The sequence below is a fragment of the Nocardia sp. NPDC049526 genome (assembly GCF_044465765.1).
Lineage (GTDB): Bacteria > Actinomycetota > Actinomycetes > Mycobacteriales > Mycobacteriaceae > Nocardia.
Genome location: NZ_JBITMA010000007.1, coordinates 81,488 through 98,969 on the forward strand (window position 1 = coordinate 81,488; position 17,482 = coordinate 98,969).

Below are 17,482 nucleotides of genomic sequence, written 5' to 3' on the forward strand. Positions count from 1 at the left end.
GGGCGACGCTGATGTGTCGTCAACTCGGTTACGTCGGCCCGCCGGTACGCGTGGGCGACATGTTGACGCTCGGTTCGCATTCCCTGCGGACCCAGGCGTGGGCGCCCAAGGATATGCGCGGGGGCGGGACGATCAATGCGGATGGGTTCGGGGTGGCCTGGTGGCGTGACGACGATGGCGTGACCGTCAGCCGGTATCGCAACTCAGCGCCCATCTGGACCGATCCGGCGGTGGAAGAGGTTCTGCCGCAACTGGAGTCGTGGGCGGTATTGGCGGCGGTTCGGTCGGCGACCGTGGGTATGCCGGTCGAGCGGAATGCCTGTGCGCCGTTCACGCACGGTCGGTGGGCGTTCAGCCATAACGGCATGGTGCCCGATTGGCGGCGGGCACTCAGCGCGGTCGCCGAAGAATTCGGCTCCACCGCAACCGAACTGGGCGCGGGTCCGCTGTTCGAGCCGGTGCAGTTGCTGGAGGCCGAATCCGCGACCGATGCGGCGACGCTCTGGGTGATCCTGCGCAGTCTGCTCTCGACCGACACTCCCGATGGTTCGTGGGCGGCGGCGCCGGCGGCATTGAGTCTGCTGGTCTCGGCCGTACTGGACCGATCCCCGGGCGCCCGACTGAATTTCCTGCTCGGTGACGGCAGGCAGTTGTGGGCGACCACCGTCTACCACTCGCTGTCCGCTCTGGTCACCGATGATTTCGCCATCCTGTCCTCGGAGCCCTTCGACGACGACCCGCGCTGGCAGCCGATTCCGGATCGCCGGCTGGTCAGCGCCCGCCCAGGCGCGCTGTCCGTCACACCTCTACTCGACGTTCCAAGCACGAAAGGCTCGCTCCTATGACCGCATCCACGCTGGAGATCCACCTATCCGATGACGACCTCACCTCGGGGTTGCGCGCGGATGCCAGGCTCGGCCTGACCGCGGACCCGAAGTGGTTGCCACCCAAGTGGTTCTACGACGCCCGCGGCAGTGAACTGTTCGAGCAGATCACCGAACTCCCCGAGTACTACCCGACCCGCACCGAACGCGCGCTGCTGGAGCGGGTAGTCGGTGAGATCGCCCGCACCGCGCAGGCCGAGGTTCTGGTCGAGCTCGGCTCGGGTTCGGCCGCCAAGACACGGCTGCTGCTAGCCGCGTTGACCGCCGAGGGACCGCTGAAAACCTATGTTCCGCAGGATGTCTCGTCCTCGGCGCTGCGGGCCGCCGCCGCGGAGATCGCGACCGAGTTCCCTGGCCTCGCGGTGCACGGCGTGGTCAGCGATTTCACCGACACCCTGCACAATCTGCCGCGCGGCGGTCGCCGCATGATCGCCTTCCTCGGCGGCACCATCGGCAACCTCGTCCCCGCCGAACGGGCCGAATTCCTGTCCAGCATCCATGAGGTGCTGGAGCCGGGTGAACAACTGCTGCTCGGCGCGGGCCTGGTGATCGACCCCGCCGTACTGGTCCCCGCCTACGACGACGCGGCCGGCGTCACCGCCGAATTCAACCGAAATGTCTTGCATGTCTTGAACAGTCGCCTCGACGCCGACTTCGAGCCGGACAATTTCGCCCACGTCGCAGTCTGGGATACCGAACACGAGTGGATCGAAATGCGCCTGGAGGCCACCGAAGATATGACCGTGACGGTCCGCGAACTGGACCTCACCGTCCAGTTCGCGCGCGGCGAGCAGATGCGCACCGAAATCTCGGCCAAATTCCGTATCGACGGATTGGACGCCGAACTGGGCGCAGCGGGATTCGAGACCGAACAGGTCTGGACCGATCCGGACGACCGCTTCGCCCTTGTCCTCGCCGCTCGCCGTTAGGTCCGAGCGGGCGCACCACTGACCACCGCGCCCAGCCAGTCGATGAAGGGCCGCATCGTCTCCCAGGCGGTGCGGACCTCCTTCGCAGCGCGCGGCTTGTCCAACCAGGCCGGTGCGCCGTATTCCTTACTGCAGGTCAGCGATTTGTGCCGCAGCAGATCGATGCGCGGATGGTCGGCGTCGTAACCCTTCGGCTTGGTCTTGAGCTGCTCGCCACCGATGGTGAATCCGGCCTTGGTGAGCTTTGCCAGGATTGCCTCCAGCTCCGGGCCGCGGACCTCGTCATCGATGGTTGCGCGCAACTGGGCGATCTGTGCGGGGGAGCCCGCATAGAACCCGCCGCCGACGTAGAGTCCGGCCGCGCTGATCTGCACATACCAGCCCGTACCCGGCGCAACGCTGACCACCGCGCCCTGCGCCGTCTTGTAGGGCACCTTGTCCTTGGAGAAGCGCACGTCCCGGTACGGCCGGAAAATCTTGGCGGTCCCGAAGTCCGCCTCCAACTCCGCGGTCAGCGCGATCATCGGCGCCTTGACCGACTCCTCGTAGACATCCTTGTGCGCGGTCCAGAAGGTCTTCGAATTATCGGCTTCCAAATCCTCGTAGAAGTCCAGCCCCGCGAGTGGGAACCCACCGAATCGACTCATGCTGACCACGCTAGCCGTACCCATCCCACCGGCTCCGCCGGCTGCCATCCCCCTACGGTGCGTGTGCAGCGAACGGTCAGTCGGAGTCCGGGATCATGCTGCCGCTGAAGACGGCATAGACCAGGATGAGCCCGATAACCAGGGAAATGGCGGATACGAAGGCGGCCCATTTGCCGAGGGATTCGCCCTTCTTGTGGCCGATGATGCCGAGAATGATGCCGACCGGGCCGAATAGGTAGGGGCAGAACAGCAATGAGATGCCCGCACAGACGAAGCCGATGATCGACAGGGTCTGCGAACCCGATCGCGGTCCCGGCGTGGTGTACGGCCGCGGGGTGTAGGGGGGATTGCCACCGTATGGGGTGTCCGGTGTGGCGTCGTTGATCGGCGGATAGACGGTGCCGGGCCGGTCCTGGTCGTACCGTGCCGCGGCATTGTCATTCCACGGTTCCGATTGCGCGGGGTCACTCGACGGCTGCGGTTGTACGGCGAGATCGGGCGCGGTTTCGGCGGCCGCCCGCTGGGCCGGTGTCTGCGCGCCGGGTTCGTCCGACGATTCGAGCGGCTCGGATTCGCCGGCCGGTTTCTCGGGCGACGTATCGCCTCGCTCGGGTCCCTGCTGCGGCGTGCTCATCGAACTCTCCTGTCGGCGGGGAGCGGGCTATAGGTCGGAATCGTCGACGATCTCCATCGCGGCGACCTCGGCGGGGCGCTCGTCCTCATCGGCGAGTTCGGCGGCCTTACGATGACGGGTCCACTCCTGTTCGAGTTCATCGCCGATACCGAGTCGGCCGTCGTCCTCACTTTCGTGATAGCGAATGCGCAGGTCAGCGGGCGGGTCCTCGACATTTCGCCGGTATGCGCGGATCTCGTCTTCCTGGTCGTCGTCCCCCATGTCCATATCAAGCGGGTCACGGTCCATACCCCCAGTATCCCCCTCGACATCGGGGGCAAACGGGATCCGACGCGTGCGAATCCGTCAGCTGAGGGCCCCGAGGAAACCGACGAAGGCGATGACCAGGACGACCGCGATCGCCAGCACCGCGCCGTTGGTGATGGCCGCCCATTTGCCGAGCGATTCGCCCTTGTTGTGGCCGATGATGCCCAGGACGATGCCCGCCGGTCCGGTGACCACGATCGGCAGGCCACAGAACATCACCACCGACAGTGCGGTCGCCGCCAGGCAGGAGAAGCTGATGATCGAGAAGATCTGGACATCGGATTGCCGAGGTGGCGTATAGGGCTGGTACGGGTAACCGGGATACGCGCCGGGCGCTTGCGGATAGCCGGGTGGTCCGACGTACGGACCGGCTTGCGGGTAGCTCGGCGGATACGGTGGCGGCGGATAGGCGGTGGGCTGCCGATAACCCGCGGGTGGGGTGTACGGTGGGGCGGTTTCCGGCGAAAACTGTTGTCCCGGTTGATAAGCCATCGTCGGATCGACACCCGGCTCCGGTGACCAGACCTCGGTCGCGTCCGCGTTGTCCTGCGGCGGCTCGGCAGGCGTCGGGTCCTGCGACTTCCCGAGATTGATATTCGGTTCCGAATCCGACATGGCGCGCCCCCCTGGTTGTCATCCTTACCCGCCATGGGTACCACGCCGAAGCGAGCCTTACAAACAGAAACGTCGCGGCCCGGACCTGGGTCCGAGCCGCGACGAAGTGTGAAACTTATGCGTTGCCGTTGAAAAGTCCGGTGACCGAACCGTTCTCGAAGACCTCGCGAATCGTGCGAGCCAGCAGCGGCGCGATCGACAGCACGGTCAGCTGCGGGAACTTCTTGTCCTCGTCGATCGGCAGCGTATTGGTGACCACGACCTCCTTGGCGCCGCAGGTGGCCAGGCGCTCGGCGGCCGGATGGCTCAGCACGCCGTGCGTCGCGGCGATGACGACATCACCGGCGCCGGCCTCCTTGAGCACCTTGACCGCGCCGGCGATGGTGCCACCGGTGTCGATCATGTCGTCGATCAGGATGCAGGTGCGGCCCTCGACCTCACCGACTACGCGGTTGGCCTTGATCTGGTTCGGCACCAGCGGGTCGCGGGTCTTGTGGATGAACGCCAGCGGCGAGCCGCCCAGCGAGTCGGCCCACTTCTCCGCGACGCGCACCCGACCGGAATCGGGGGAGACCACGGTGATGTGTTCGAGGCTGTAGTTGTTGCGCACGTACTCGGCCAGCTGCAGCTGGGCGTGCATGTGATCGACCGGGCCGTCGAAGAAGCCCTGGATCTGATCGGTGTGCAGGTCGACGGTGATGATGCGGTCCGCGCCTGCGGTCTTGAGCAGGTCGGCGACCAGGCGGGCGGAGATGGGCTCGCGGCCGCGGTGCTTCTTGTCCTGACGGGCGTACGGGTAGAAGGGCAGCACCGCGGTGATCCGCTTGGCCGAACCGCGCTTGAGCGCGTCGATCATGATGAGCTGTTCCATCAGCCACTGGTTCAGCGGGGCCGGAAAGCTCTGCAGCACAAAGGCATCCGAGCCACGCACGGACTCCTCGAACCGGACGAAGATCTCGCCGTTGGCGAAGTCGCGCGCGGTCTGCGGGGTGACGTGGACGTCGAGCTCCTTGGCTACCTGCTCGGCCAGCTCAGGATGAGCGCGTCCCGAGAAGAGCATCAGGTTCTTCTGGTTGTCGATCCATGACGCGGTCACTGCTGTTTGCCATCCTTTTGCTCGATTGCCTGACCCGACATCTCTTTGGTCGCGATGGCTTCCGCCGCCGCCCGTGCCGCGTCCGTCCCCGGACGGTTGCGCTGCACCCAGCCCTCAATGTTTTTCTGTGGCCCACCTGAAACCGCGAGTGCCCCCGGCGGAACGCTTCTACGCAGCACAGTACCCGCCGCCGTATAAGCGCCGTCACCCACCGTCACCGGTGCGACGAACATGGTGTCGCTGCCGGTCCGCACATGCGAGCCGACCACGGTGTGGTGCTTTTTCACACCGTCGTAATTGACGAAAACGCTGGAGGCGCCGATGTTGCTGTGCTCACCGATGGTGGCATCGCCGACATAAGTGAGGTGCGGCACTTTGGAGTGCGCGCCGATCGAAGCGTTCTTGGTTTCGACGAATGCGCCGAGCTTTCCGGAATCGCCGACAACGGTGCCGGGGCGCAGATAGCTGAACGGCCCGATATTCGCACCGGGACCGATCACGGCCTGATCACCGTGGGTGCGAACGACGTGCGCGCCGTTGCCGACGATGACATCGGTGAGCGTGGAATCCGGACCGATCACGGCGTCCTCACCGATGACGGTGCCGCCGAGTAACTGCACACCCGGCCGGATTTCGGCGTCCCTGGCGATTTTCACGTTCGCGTCCACCCAGGTGGTCGCGGGATCGATGATCGTGACCCCGGCGCGCATATGCCGTTCGAGGATGTAGCGGTTGAGGGTGCGCGCGGCCTCCGACATCTGCACCCGGTCGTTGACGCCGGTGACCTTGGCCGAGTCGAGCAGGCGTGCACCGTGCACCGGATGTCCGGCCTCGCGAGCCAGCCGCAGCACATCGGTCAGGTACAGCTCGTGCTGGGCGTTGGCGGTGGACAGGCGTCCGATCATGGTGCGCAGCACGGTCGCGTCGAAGGTGTAGACACCGGAGTTGACCTCGGTGATCGCCGACTGCGCCGGGGTGGCGTCGGCATGTTCGACGATTTCGGTGACCTGGCCGTCGGCATTGCGGACGATGCGGCCGTAGCCGTTCGGGTCGTCCGGTTCGAAGGTCAGCACCGTGACCGCGGAACGTTCGGTGTAGCTGCGGTGTTCGTCGAGCAGTGCGGACAGGGTGTGCCCGTCCAGCAGCGGCACGTCGGCGGAGGTGACCAGCAGGTCACCGGTGAAATCCTCGGGAACCGCCGCGAGTGCGCACTGCACCGCGTGGCCGGTTCCGAGCTGTTCTTCCTGGATGGCGGTGGTGATGTCGCGGCCGAGGTCGGCGGCGACGGCGGCGACCGCGGCGCCGACTTGTTCCCGATCGTGTCCTACCACGGTGATGAGGAACGCGGGGTCGATCTCGTTGGCCGCATGCAGCGCGTGCGCGAGCATGCTTCGACCGGCCAGCGAATGCAGCACTTTAGGAGTCTTCGACCGCATTCGCGTCCCGGCACCGGCTGCGAGAACGACGACGGCGGTCTGCTGTGGCATGGATCTCCCTCGGCTGCCTGTCATCGTGCTTGGGGCTGTCGTCGTGCTTGGTCAGCGCTGTCGTCGTGCTTGTTCAGCGATGTGCGCGGCCAACGATAAGCCATCGTGCCGGTGTGCTCCGCCGCCAGGACTCGAACCTGAACTATCTGAACCAAAATCAGAGGTGCTGCCATTACACTACGGCGGATTGTCACACCGGCGGATCTGCGAAACCCGCCACTGCGCCAGCGGCACGGCATGAATCCTCGCATGAAGACCTCCCGTTCGTCGAACTGCTTCGCCGAATTAGGGGGTACCCATCGTCGCCGTCTGTCCGCACCGTTCGCGTTATCTGGGCAAATGCTCCCCCGCCGCCCCGGAACTTTTGCCGGCCGTTGGGCGCTTCGACCGTTTCCGTCGCGGGCTGATGGCCAGGTCGGGGCTGGATTCTGGGCGTACTCGGCGAGTTACCCATATTCGTGCGAGATCAGTTATCGCTCGGGCCGGACGGGGGTGACGGTAGGGGAGTTGGAGCTGTCTGGAACAGTTGTGGCCGACGACTATTGGCATGCGCGAGGAGGCGGGACGGTGTCTTCGGGTGAGCCGCCCAGGGTTTCCCGGCCGCGGATGACGGGTACACAGCGGCGGCAGCAGTTGATCGAGATCGGTCGCGCATTATTCGCCGAGCGCGGCTACGACGCGACCTCGATCGAGGAGATCGCACAGCGGGCCCAGGTCTCCAAACCCGTGGTGTACGAACACTTCGGCGGCAAGGAGGGGCTCTACGCCGTGGTCGTGGACCGCGAGATGTCGATGCTGCTGGACATGATCACCTCCTCGCTCACCCAGAATCGGTCCAGAATTCGGCTCGAACAGGTCGCGCTCGCACTGCTGACCTATATCGAGGAACGCACCGACGGATTCCGAATCCTGGTGCGCGACCAGCCCGCAGCCACCGCGGAGGGCCGCTACTCGAGCCTGCTCAACGAGGCCACCAACCAGGTCGCGCATATTCTCGGCGGCGATTTCGAGGCCCGCGGTTTCGATACCAGCCTGACCGGTTTGTATGCGCAGGCATTGGTGGGCATGGTCTCGACCGCCGCGACCTGGTGGCTGGACGAGCGCAAACCGTCGAAAGAGGTTGTGGCCGCACATCTGGTGAACCTGTGCTGGAACGGCCTCAGTCATCTGGAGGCCCGACCGCAGCTGAGCTCGGAATGGCGTGCCGGTACAGGGGATTGACCGCATTGGTTGCCAGAAAATTGCGCAGGATGCCCGTCCGAATGCTCGAATTCGCTGGCGCGCGCTCACCTGGTGGTACGGTTCACCCATCCTCAGGGTGCTGTTCGAGCGGTAAGTCGGTCTACTTCGGGATGTCGGTCTACTTCAGGATGGCTGGTTTTAGGGATGACAGGCGGATCTGATGGCTAGGCAAGCGCGCGCGGAGATCACCCGCGATTCCGTCCTGGCGGGCGCTGCCGATGTCTTTCTGCGCTTGGGATATGCGAATGCGAGCCTGAGCGAGATCATCGCGCAGTCGAACGTGACCAAGGGCGCCTTGTACTTTCACTTCGGTTCGAAGGAAGAGCTAGCGCGCGCCGTGGTCGACCAGGGCAATGAGCGTCTGGTCAGTTCGTGCCAGGGTTTCTTCGATCCGAGAGTGCCCGCGCTCGAGGCATGTATCGGGATCACCTATGTCGTCGCGGACCTATCCATGAACGATCCGATGGTCGGCGCGATGCTCAAGCTGACCCATCAGATCGGCGACTACCGCGGCGCCCAGGGCGACAATATCGCCAAGACCTGGGGCGATACCTACCGCGTACTATCCGAGCGGGCCATCGCCCAGGGTGACCTCGAGGCCGATCTGGACGCCGAGGTGATCGGCCTGCTACTGCAGGAAATGACCGCGGGCGTGCACATCACCGCGGTCGGCACCGATTCGATCGATCAGATGGCCACCCGGATGGAACGGGCCTGGTACTTCCTGCTCCCGTCGATCGTGCCCCCGGAGAAGCTCTCGTACTTCCGGGAATTCGCCGCCCGCCGCCTACGCCGCTACGTGCCGTAAAACGTGTCATAGCGCGTTGGTAGGTTGTGACGTGTCGACTGATTTCGTGAGCACATGGGTAACTCATCGGGTACGCCCAGAACTCGACCTCCCGCTCGACCGCCGGCCCGCTACGCCTGTGTCGTGGCACCTGACGACCGGCAAAAGACTCGGGGAGGCGGGGGAGCCTAGACTCGGTTGGCCGTCCTAAAACCTCGCCTGAGCTCAGGAGTGTTCGATGTCCACCCACCGTCCACCTCTTGCCGGACTGGCCGCGGTGGCCGGGGCCGATGCGGCCTTGCGGACCGTCGCTGACCTGGTCGGGAAGTCGCCGGTCGAGTTGGTCGGGCCATCGGCGGTGCGGCCGTTCGTCGCGGCGACGATCGCGGCCCAGCGGCCGCTGGTAGTGGTGACGGCGACCGGGCGCGAAGCCGACGATCTGACGGTCGAGCTGGAGGAAATCCTCGGCGCGGCGATCGCGCAGTTCCCGTCCTGGGAGACGCTGCCGCATGAGCGGCTGTCGCCGGGTGCCGACACCGTGGGGCGCAGGCTCGAGGTGCTGCGGCGGCTGGCGCATCCGGAGGATCCGGTATTTCCGGAACCGCTGCGGGTCGTGGTGACGACCGTTCGCTCCCTGATGCAGCCGATGGCCGCGAGCCTCGGCGATATCGAACCGATCGTGCTGCGCGTCGGCGCGGAGTTCGATTTCGACGAATTGCTCTTGCGCCTGATCGAATTCGCCTACACCCGCGTCGATATGGTCGGCAAGCGCGGTGAGTTCGCGGTACGCGGCGGCATCCTCGATCTGTTCCCGCCGACCGCGGATCATCCGGTGCGCGTGGAGTTCTGGGGTGACGAGGTGACCGAGCTGCGGCCCTTCGCGGTCGCCGACCAGCGCTCGCTGACCGATCTGACGGTGGATGTTGTCGTCGCGTCGCCGTGTCGAGAACTGTTGCTCACCCAGGCCGTACGCGAGCGCGCCGCCGAGGTCGCGGTGGCGAATGCCGCCGACGCGGCGCTGGTCGAGATGTTGGAGAAGCTTGCCGAGGGCATTCCGGTCGAGGGCATGGAGGCGCTGCTGCCGGTGCTGCAGCCCGGCGAATTGCGGCTGCTCACCGAGATTTTGCCGGAGGGCACCCAGCTGCTGCTGTGTGATCCGGAGAAGATCCGCACGCGCGCAGCCGATCTGGTGCGCACCGGCGAGGAGTTCCTGGAGGCATCGTGGACCGCCGCCTCGTTCGGCGGTGCCGCGCCGCTGGGCGGGCACGGACTCGATCTGGCCGCCTCTGGTTACCGCGCGCTGCCCGAAATCCATGACAGCGCAAATGCACACGGGCTGCCGTGGTGGAGTCTGAGCCCGCTGACCTCCGGCGATCCCGCCGAGGTCGTGCTGCCGGTGCTGGCCGGTCCGGCGGCGCGCGGATCCGATGAGTTGGTGGCGACGATCTTCGCATCGCTGCGCGCGCATGTGCTGACCGGTGGGCGTGCGGTCGTGGTCGTGGCGGGTCACGGTACGGCGCAACGCATTCTGGAACGGCTCTCGGATGCCGACGTGCCCGCAGCTACCTTGGCAGCCGGTGCGGAACCGACGCCCGGGCTGGTCGGTGTGCTGTGCGGTTCGCTGCACGACGGTTTGGTCTTCGATGACGCCGGTCTGGTGGTCGTCGCCGAATCCGACCTCACCGGCAACCGGGTCACCGCACCGGCGGAGGGGAAGCGGCTACCGGCCAAGCGCCGCAACCAAGTCGACCCGCTGGCGCTGAACGCCGGCGATATGGTGGTGCACGATCAGCACGGCATCGGCCGGTTCGTCGAGATGATCGAACGCACCGTCGGCGGGGCGCGGCGGGAATACCTGGTCATCGAATATGCGCCCGGTAAGCGCGGTCAGCCCGGTGACCGGCTGTTCGTGCCGATGGAATCGCTGGATCAGCTCTCGCGCTATGTCGGCGGTGAGATGCCGAGTCTGTCCAAGCTCGGCGGATCCGACTGGGCGAATACGAAACGCAAGGCGCGCAAGGCGGTTCGCGAGATCGCCGGCGAGCTGGTGCAACTGTACGCGGCGCGCCAGGCGGCGCCCGGACATGCGTTCGGTCCGGACAGTCCGTGGCAGAAGGAGATGGAGGACGCGTTCGCGTTCACCGAGACCGTCGACCAGATGACCGCCATTGCCGAGGTGAAGGCCGATATGGAGAAGGCGGTCCCGATGGACCGCGTGGTCTGTGGTGATGTCGGCTACGGCAAGACCGAGATCGCCGTGCGCGCCGCATTCAAGGCGGTGCAGGACGGTAAACAGGTCGTTGTACTGGTGCCGACAACCCTGCTGGCGCAACAGCATCTGCAGACCTTCACCGAGCGCGTCGGCGGATTCCCGGTGACCGTGAAGGGGCTGTCCCGCTTTACCGATCCGGCCGAATCGCGCGCCGTGCTGGAGGGGATGGCGGACGGCGCCGTCGATATCGTGGTCGGTACGCACCGGCTGCTGCAGACCGGTGTGCGGTGGAAAGACCTCGGCCTGGTCGTCGTGGACGAGGAACAGCGTTTCGGTGTCGAGCACAAGGAGCACATCAAGGCGCTGCGCACGCACGTCGACGTGTTGACCATGTCCGCTACGCCGATTCCGCGCACCCTGGAGATGAGCCTGGCGGGCATTCGCGAGATGTCGACCATCCTCACGCCGCCGGAGGAGCGGCATCCGGTGCTCACCTATGTCGGCGGGTACAACGATAAGCAGGTCACCGCGGCGATTCGGCGTGAGCTGCTGCGCGACGGCCAGGTCTTCTACGTGCACAACCGGGTTTCGTCGATCGACAAGGCAGCAAAGCGGATCCGGGATCTGGTGCCCGAGGCGCGGGTGGTGGTCGCGCACGGTCAGATGAACGAGGACATGCTCGAACAGACCGTGCAGGGATTCTGGGAGCGTGAATTCGATGTGCTGGTCTGTACCACCATCATCGAGACCGGGCTCGACATTTCCAATGCGAATACGTTGATCGTGGAACGCGCGGACGCTCTCGGTCTTTCGCAACTGCACCAGTTGCGTGGGCGCGTCGGCCGCAGCCGTGAACGCGGATACGCCTACTTCCTCTACCCGCCGGAGAAGCCCCTCACCGAGACCGCCTACGACCGGCTCGCCACCATTTCGCAGAACTCGGATCTCGGCGCGGGTATGGCGGTGGCCATGAAGGACCTCGAAATCCGTGGTGCCGGAAATGTGCTGGGCGCCGAGCAGTCCGGGCATGTGGCCGGTGTCGGCTTCGATCTGTATGTGCGGCTGGTCGGTGAGGCGGTGGAGGCGTATCGGGCCGCCGCCGACGGTAAGCCGATCACGACCGAGGAGGTCAAGGAGGTTCGCATCGACCTCCCGGTGGACGCGCACATTCCGCCCGATTACATCACCAGCGATCGGCTCCGGTTGGAGGCCTACCGCAAACTTGCTGCGGCGCAGGATGATCCGGGGCTGGAGTCGGTTGTCGAGGAGCTCGTCGACCGGTACGGGCCGCTGCCCGTCGAGGTCGGCAGGTTGGTGTCGGTGGCGAAACTGCGCCTGCTGGCTCGGGAATACGATCTCACCGAAATCGCGGTCACCGGAACCACATTGAAGGTTTCGCCGATGAGCCTGCCCGATTCCAAGCAGATGCGGTTGAAGCGCCTGTACCCGAGCGCGGGCTATCGCGCGGCGAGTGGGGTGGTGCAGTTGCCGCTGCCCCGGGTCGAGGACAGTGTCGGCGCCGACCGGGTGCGCGACGTCGTCCTGTTGCAATTCGTCGCCGACCTGTTGCTGCAGTTGGATGGCAAGCCGAAGGGCTTCGTCGAGCTGCGGGTCGCCACCGAAGCCACGGCGGCTCGATGAGTTCGGACCGCGACGAAGCCGTTCTGCGGGCCGCCCGGCATGCGGCGGTGGAGGCGGGACGGGCCAATGGTGCCCATGAGCACGCGGCGCCCGAAGCGATCGCCGATGATCTCGAGCGGGCGGCGGCCGAATCCGGCCGAACCGATGCCGCTCTGTTGGCGGCGGGGTTGGGCGACGCCGTCGAGGTGATGGACCGGCTGTGGAACTTCGGCGGCTGGGAGGTGACGCAAACCCACGACTCGCTGCGCCCCTATCTGCTCGAGGAAACCTACGAACTGCTCGACGCCATCCAGCACAACGACGCCGAAACTATCAAGGAAGAACTCGGCGACCTGCTGCTGCAGGTACTGTTCCACTCCCGAATCGCCCAGGCCGCAGGCGAATTCACCGTCGACGATGTGGCCGCCGCACTGGTCGCTAAACTCGTCAACCGCAGCCCGCACCTCGCCGACGAACCCATCGATCCGTCGGCCACTGTCGCGGAAAAGATCGCCGCCCAGGAAAAAGCCTGGGAGGAACGCAAATCCGCCGAAAAATCCCGCCGTTCCTGCCTCGACGGCATAGCCATGGCCCAACCCGCCCTGGCCCTGGCCGAGAAGATCCGCGCCCGCAGCCTCAAGGCAGGCCTGCCCGAAGACCTGATCCCGGACACCCTCCACACCGTCGACTTGGGCGGCGAAGACAGCGCCGAAGAACGCCTCCGCAAGGCCACCTTGTCTTTCGCATCGGAAATCCGCGCCACCGAAGACGCCGCCGAAGCCGCCCGCGGCGAACGTGTCCCGTTATCGGCCGCCGATTGGCGCAAGTACTGGTTGCAGTAGCCGGGCGTCGGGCAAGCTTCGAATACACCTGATGGCTCAATCGGGGGCGCGTAGCGTTTGCGATACGGAGTCGGCGGTCGGGCAGCGGTGGTGTGGGCGAATCGGCGGTGCCCGCGATCGGGAGGTGGCAGATGCTGAGTGTGTTTTCTTCGCCGGGGCATTATGTGCAGGGGCGGGACGCGACGGGGGCGCTCGGGGCGGAGATGACGCGGTTGGGGATCGCGGGGCCGGTGATGATTGTGGCGGGGGCCAGTGCGCATCGGTTGTTGGCGCAGACGTGGCAGGAGTCGCTTACCGAGGCGAAGATCGAGTATTCGGTACATCGCTCCGGGGGTGAGTGCAGTCGGGCCGAGATCGCGCGGGTGACCGCGGCTGTGCAGGAGAGTGGGAGCACGGTGGTGTTGGGGGCCGGTGGGGGCAAGGTGCTCGATACGGCTCGGGCGGTGGCCGATGATCTGGAACTGCCGATGATCAGTTGCCCTACGACGGCGTCCAGTGACGCGCCGTGCAGTGCGTTGTCGGTGATCTATACCGACGCCGGGGAGTTCGAGGCCTATCAGCTGGTTCGGCGGAATCCGGCGTTGGTGCTGGTCGATACGTCCGCTATCGCGCAGGCTCCGGCGCGGCTGCTCACCGCGGGGATGGGCGATGCGCTCGCGACCTGGTTCGAGGCGCGGACCTGCAGTGCCGCGCGGGTCCGGAATATGCGCGGCGGCGCCTCCACCCGCAGTGCCACCGCATTGGCCGAACTCTGCTACAGCACCCTGCTCGCCGACGGAATCCACGCCCTCGCCGCGGTCCGCAATCACACCGTCACCCCGGCCCTCGAACGTATCGTCGAGGCCAACACCCTGCTCTCCGGTTTAGGCTTCGAATCCTCCGGTCTCGCGGCCGCCCACGCCATCCACAACGGCCTGACCGCCGCCCCCCGAACCCACCCATACCTGCACGGCGAAAAGGTAGCCTTCGGCGTCCTCACCCAGCTGGTATTGGAAGGCGCTCCCACCCGAGAGATTTCAACGGTCCTCGAGTTCTGCACATCGGTCGGCCTACCAACCACGTTCGCCGCACTCGGCCTGACCGATCCCGACAACCGAACCCTGACCGCCATCGCCGAACGCGCCACCGCCCCCGGCGAAACAATTCACAACGAACCCTTCACCGTCGACACCCCCATGGTCCTGGACGCCCTCCGCACCGCCGACAGCCTCGGCACCCGCTGAGAACAGTCGTGCCCGGAAACTCCCGGACCGGGCGTGATGACACCTAACCCTCACCTACCCGCAAGCAGTTTGTCACCGTGGGGCGGGCAGTCTGTCAATACGGCTTCGCTATCCTGGCGATGGAACCCGAAGCCAATGGCGGGCAAATCCGCCGGGGAGGACGTTCGGTCCGGTGCCCACCAGCAGAGTCGCGGAGCACCCGCGACCGAATCACGTGCTGTTCCATTTCAGCGATACTCATTTGATCGCCGACGACGGCGAGTTGTACGGCGACGTGGACGCGGATCTGCGTCTTCGACAGTTGCTCGACCAGGCCGCGGCCAGCCGCATCCGGCCGACGGCGATCGTCTTCACCGGTGACCTCACCGATAGGGGCGAGCCGGACGCATACGAGAAGCTCCGCGCCATCGTGGAACCGTTCGCGCGCCGATTGCGCGCGCCGATCGTATGGGTCACCGGCAATCACGACGATCGCGGCGAACTGCGCCGGACCCTGCTCGGCGAGCGCCCGTCGACCAAGCCGCTGGATCGGGTGCACATGATCGACGGCCTGCGCATCATCGCCCTGGACACCAGCGTCCCCGGCCACCACTACGGCGAAATCCGCGATGAACAGTTGGCCTGGCTGCGATCGGTACTCGCCGAACCCGCCCCGTTCGGCACGATTCTGGCGATGCACCACCCGCCGGTGCCGTGCGTGCTCGATCTCGCTGTCACCGTCGAACTGCGTGATCAGCGCAGGCTGGCCGATGTGCTCGACGGTACCGACGTGCGCGCGATTCTGGCTGGGCACCTGCACTTTTCGACCAGCGCCACCTTCGCGGGCATCCCGGTTTCGGTCGCCTCGGCGACCTGCTACAGCCAGGATCTGGCCGTCGCCGAGGGTGGCCTGCGCGGCCGCGACGGCGCGCAGGCCTTCAACTACGTGCACATCTACCCGGACACCATCGTTCACTCGGTGGTCCCGATCGATCGCGGCCCGACCGTCGGCTCCCCGTCCACCCCGGAAGAGGTGGCGCGCAAGCTGGCCGAGGAGGGCATCGTGATCCCGCCCGCCGCGCGCATCCCGCGGGTTATGCGGCGCCAGGCGCAGACTCCGGAAGACGACGAGGCCGTGCACTGACCCGTTCCCACGGCGCGTGCTCCGGGAAGTAAGCGGACAGGAACTCCGACACCGCGCGCACTCGATCGGCCTCCGTGACTTCGGGGAAACTGCCGTCGTTGAGGCAGAAGAAGTCGACCTCACGGTTTTCGGCGAGTGCGTCGAGCAGGGCGAGCCCGCGTTGACTCGTGGTGTCGACATAGCGCATCCGCGCCATCTCCTGCGGCACCGCGCGCCCGGTGAGCATGGCGTAGTAGTGGTACAGCGAGTTCGTCACCGAAATATCTGTGGCCGCACGGAATCTGCTCGCCCTGGTCCGCGCGAAGTCGGTCGCGAACTCCTGCTCCATCTCGAGTAATACGCTGCGCCGCAACGGAACCGGTGTGTGTTCCAGATGCCGGATGATGACATGCCCGAACCGCCTGGCCAGCAATTCCCGGTTCACCCGCGCCGCATTCTCGAAGCCACTGCGCCACTCGTTATTTCGGCCCGGTCCGATGCGGGTGCCGGCTTCGATGAACCGGCTCACCCCGGCCGGGCTGAAGAACATCGACGGACGCACCGGCCGGGCGAAGAACATATCGTCGTTCGAGTACAGGAAATGCTCGCTGAGCCCATCGATATGCTGCAGTTGGCATTCCACCGCATGGGAATTGAAGGTGGGCAGCCCGCTGGTATCGCTGAAGTGATCGACCGCGCGCACCACTGTCACCCGCGGATGTTCGTCGAGCCATTCCGGCACCGCGGAATCGGTCGCGATGAAGATCCGCCGAATCCACGGCGCGTTCTTGTACACCGAGCGCAGTGCGTACTTCAGTTCGTCGATCTGCCGGATCCGAGCATCCGCGTCATCGCCCTCGCCGACCACGACCTGGGCCAGCATTCCCGCACGGCGCGCGCGGAATTCGGGATCGGTGCCATCGACCCAGGAGAACACCAGATCGATATCGAAGCCGACATCGGTCGGCTGTGGTGCGAACATATCCGTCAATGTCGGCCAATTGCGGTCGAACAGGCGAACTTCCGTGTGCTCGACATCGGCGAGGTCGAAGACATTGCGGGTGAACGCATTCGGCCGCGGGCATTCGACGGTGTCGCCGTGGTACTCCCACAACTCCAGATCCACATAATGCGCCGGATCGGCATCGCGACTGAGCCGGAAGACATTGTGCTGCACCTCGGCACACGCGAAACCCGCGGCGATCGCGGTGGCCGCCACCCGGCGCACCATCGTCTGGTGCGCGGCATCCGCGGCCAGTGCCAGCCGATGTCCGCCATCGCGAATCAGCAGGAACGGCACCTCCGCGGCCGCCAACTCGCCGCGCAGATAGCCCAGGTCGTCCAGCATCGCGGGCGAGACGACGAGATTGCCTGCCGTCGGCCACGCCACCATATCGACCGCGCCGGAATTCGTTGCCCTCATATCAACCATGTGTCTGCTCCCACGTCCGTATGTGTGCCGAAATGTCCCGTGGCGCCGCGCTACAACCCGGGCACCGCCGCGGACGGCGTCGACGGACGTCGTCTGCGGTTGCCGTGCCCGGCGCGGCTGAATTCAGAAATTCGGGACGATGCCGTAGTGCAGGAACGAAGTGATCAGCCGGGTCTCAGACGATCGGTACACCATGTCGTTCTCACCTCACTCACGGCCGGACGCCAGTGCGTCTTTTGGGGTAGTGCTGTCGGTGCGGGCAGGGCGCGGCGGCCGAGCGGGCCCGAGAGCAGCACGCGGGCCGGACAGACATCGGCCGGCGAATGGAGAAGCCCTGCTGAGCAGGGTCTATCAGCAATGATGCATCGACTGTGCCGACCCGTCAATCCGGACAGCCGAAGGGTGTCCCGGACAGGGGGCTCGC

General features: G+C 65.8%; 15 protein-coding genes and 1 tRNA gene. 8 read left to right on the forward strand and 8 right to left on the reverse strand.

From position 1 onward, the window contains the following. Positions 1-11 precede the first annotated feature (11 nt). Both egtC and egtD read left to right on the forward strand, forming a co-directional pair. Entirely contained in the window at positions 12-845 is an 834-nt protein-coding gene (egtC, locus tag ACIBW7_RS22425) for an ergothioneine biosynthesis protein EgtC (protein WP_397049222.1), read from the forward strand. Next, on the forward strand, positions 842-1,813 hold the full coding sequence (gene egtD / locus ACIBW7_RS22430) for an L-histidine N(alpha)-methyltransferase (RefSeq protein WP_397049224.1): 972 nt from the start codon (positions 842-844) through the stop codon (positions 1,811-1,813). The genes egtC and egtD overlap by 4 nt, the downstream gene beginning before the upstream one ends. Here the strand turns inward: egtD and ACIBW7_RS22435 are convergent. The 7 genes from ACIBW7_RS22435 to ACIBW7_RS22465 form a co-directional block, all read right to left on the reverse strand. Further along, complete coding sequence (locus ACIBW7_RS22435) at positions 1,810-2,460, reverse strand: DUF2461 domain-containing protein (protein ID WP_397049226.1); 651 nt, start codon at positions 2,458-2,460, stop codon at positions 1,810-1,812. The genes egtD and ACIBW7_RS22435 overlap by 4 nt on opposite strands. A gap of 76 nt (positions 2,461-2,536) precedes the next feature. After that, positions 2,537-3,094 carry a hypothetical protein gene (locus ACIBW7_RS22440; protein WP_397049228.1) on the reverse strand — a complete coding sequence of 186 codons (558 nt, stop codon included), beginning with the start codon at positions 3,092-3,094 and terminating at the stop codon, positions 2,537-2,539. A 27-nt stretch (positions 3,095-3,121) separates the two neighbouring features. After that, positions 3,122-3,382, reverse strand: a complete 261-nt coding sequence (locus ACIBW7_RS22445; protein ID WP_397049230.1) for a hypothetical protein — start codon at positions 3,380-3,382, stop codon at positions 3,122-3,124. A gap of 57 nt (positions 3,383-3,439) precedes the next feature. Further along, positions 3,440-4,015, reverse strand: coding sequence for a hypothetical protein (locus tag ACIBW7_RS22450; RefSeq protein ID WP_397049231.1), 576 nt, complete (start codon positions 4,013-4,015; stop codon positions 3,440-3,442). 115 nt (positions 4,016-4,130) lie between these two features. Then, complete coding sequence (locus ACIBW7_RS22455; protein WP_397049233.1) at positions 4,131-5,111, reverse strand: ribose-phosphate diphosphokinase; 981 nt, start codon at positions 5,109-5,111, stop codon at positions 4,131-4,133. Continuing rightward, on the reverse strand, positions 5,108-6,598 hold the full coding sequence (gene glmU / locus ACIBW7_RS22460) for a bifunctional UDP-N-acetylglucosamine diphosphorylase/glucosamine-1-phosphate N-acetyltransferase GlmU (protein ID WP_397049234.1): 1,491 nt from the start codon (positions 6,596-6,598) through the stop codon (positions 5,108-5,110). The genes ACIBW7_RS22455 and glmU overlap by 4 nt, the downstream gene beginning before the upstream one ends. A gap of 116 nt (positions 6,599-6,714) precedes the next feature. Then, positions 6,715-6,785, reverse strand: a tRNA-Gln gene (locus ACIBW7_RS22465). Positions 6,786-7,204: 419 nt separating this feature from the next. On the opposite strand from ACIBW7_RS22465, the gene ACIBW7_RS22470 reads away from it, so the two are divergent. The 6 genes from ACIBW7_RS22470 (at position 7,205) to ACIBW7_RS22495 (ending at position 15,647) form a co-directional block, all read left to right on the forward strand. Continuing rightward, the gene (locus tag ACIBW7_RS22470) at positions 7,205-7,819 is read left to right on the forward strand and encodes a TetR/AcrR family transcriptional regulator (RefSeq protein WP_397049941.1); all 615 of its coding nucleotides are present in this window, start codon (positions 7,205-7,207) and stop codon (positions 7,817-7,819) included. Positions 7,820-8,000: 181 nt separating this feature from the next. After that, positions 8,001-8,648 (forward strand): TetR/AcrR family transcriptional regulator, encoded by a 648-nt coding sequence (locus tag ACIBW7_RS22475; RefSeq protein WP_364341149.1) that lies wholly within the window; start codon positions 8,001-8,003, stop codon positions 8,646-8,648. A gap of 217 nt (positions 8,649-8,865) precedes the next feature. Beyond that, positions 8,866-12,480: a transcription-repair coupling factor gene (gene mfd / locus ACIBW7_RS22480; protein ID WP_397049236.1), complete on the forward strand. Its 3,615-nt coding sequence runs from the start codon at positions 8,866-8,868 to the stop codon at positions 12,478-12,480. 188 nt (positions 12,481-12,668) lie between these two features. Continuing rightward, positions 12,669-13,301 carry a MazG family protein gene (locus tag ACIBW7_RS22485; RefSeq protein ID WP_397049943.1) on the forward strand — a complete coding sequence of 211 codons (633 nt, stop codon included), beginning with the start codon at positions 12,669-12,671 and terminating at the stop codon, positions 13,299-13,301. Between the two features lie 131 nt (positions 13,302-13,432). Then, positions 13,433-14,524 carry a glycerol dehydrogenase gene (locus ACIBW7_RS22490; protein ID WP_397049238.1) on the forward strand — a complete coding sequence of 364 codons (1,092 nt, stop codon included), beginning with the start codon at positions 13,433-13,435 and terminating at the stop codon, positions 14,522-14,524. Between the two features lie 172 nt (positions 14,525-14,696). After that, entirely contained in the window at positions 14,697-15,647 is a 951-nt protein-coding gene (locus ACIBW7_RS22495) for a phosphodiesterase (protein ID WP_397049240.1), read from the forward strand. Here ACIBW7_RS22495 and ACIBW7_RS22500 read toward each other — a convergent pair. Further along, complete coding sequence (locus ACIBW7_RS22500; RefSeq protein ID WP_397049945.1) at positions 15,598-17,049, reverse strand: stealth family protein; 1,452 nt, start codon at positions 17,047-17,049, stop codon at positions 15,598-15,600. The two genes, ACIBW7_RS22495 and ACIBW7_RS22500, sit on opposite strands and share 50 nt — an antisense overlap. Between the last annotated feature and the right edge of the window lie 433 nt (positions 17,050-17,482).

Excerpts from the sequence above, each read along its gene's own strand:
- ACIBW7_RS22470 (WP_397049941.1), top strand. The coding sequence starts at position 7,205 with ATGACGGGTACACAGCGGCGGCAGCAGTTGATCGAGATCGGTCGCGCA.
- mfd (WP_397049236.1), top strand. The coding sequence starts at position 8,866 with ATGTCCACCCACCGTCCACCTCTTGCCGGACTGGCCGCGGTGGCCGGG.
- ACIBW7_RS22485 (WP_397049943.1), top strand. The coding sequence starts at position 12,669 with ATGGACCGGCTGTGGAACTTCGGCGGCTGGGAGGTGACGCAAACCCAC.
- ACIBW7_RS22490 (WP_397049238.1), top strand. The coding sequence starts at position 13,433 with ATGCTGAGTGTGTTTTCTTCGCCGGGGCATTATGTGCAGGGGCGGGAC.
- ACIBW7_RS22440 (WP_397049228.1), bottom strand. The coding sequence starts at position 3,094 with ATGAGCACGCCGCAGCAGGGACCCGAGCGAGGCGATACGTCGCCCGAG.
- ACIBW7_RS22435 (WP_397049226.1), bottom strand. The coding sequence starts at position 2,460 with ATGAGTCGATTCGGTGGGTTCCCACTCGCGGGGCTGGACTTCTACGAG.
- egtD (WP_397049224.1), top strand. The coding sequence starts at position 842 with ATGACCGCATCCACGCTGGAGATCCACCTATCCGATGACGACCTCACC.
- ACIBW7_RS22475 (WP_364341149.1), top strand. The coding sequence starts at position 8,001 with ATGGCTAGGCAAGCGCGCGCGGAGATCACCCGCGATTCCGTCCTGGCG.
- glmU (WP_397049234.1), bottom strand. The coding sequence starts at position 6,598 with ATGCCACAGCAGACCGCCGTCGTCGTTCTCGCAGCCGGTGCCGGGACG.
- ACIBW7_RS22445 (WP_397049230.1), bottom strand. The coding sequence starts at position 3,382 with ATGGACCGTGACCCGCTTGATATGGACATGGGGGACGACGACCAGGAA.
- ACIBW7_RS22500 (WP_397049945.1), bottom strand. The coding sequence starts at position 17,049 with ATGAGGGCAACGAATTCCGGCGCGGTCGATATGGTGGCGTGGCCGACG.
- egtC (WP_397049222.1), top strand. The coding sequence starts at position 12 with ATGTGTCGTCAACTCGGTTACGTCGGCCCGCCGGTACGCGTGGGCGAC.
- ACIBW7_RS22450 (WP_397049231.1), bottom strand. The coding sequence starts at position 4,015 with ATGTCGGATTCGGAACCGAATATCAATCTCGGGAAGTCGCAGGACCCG.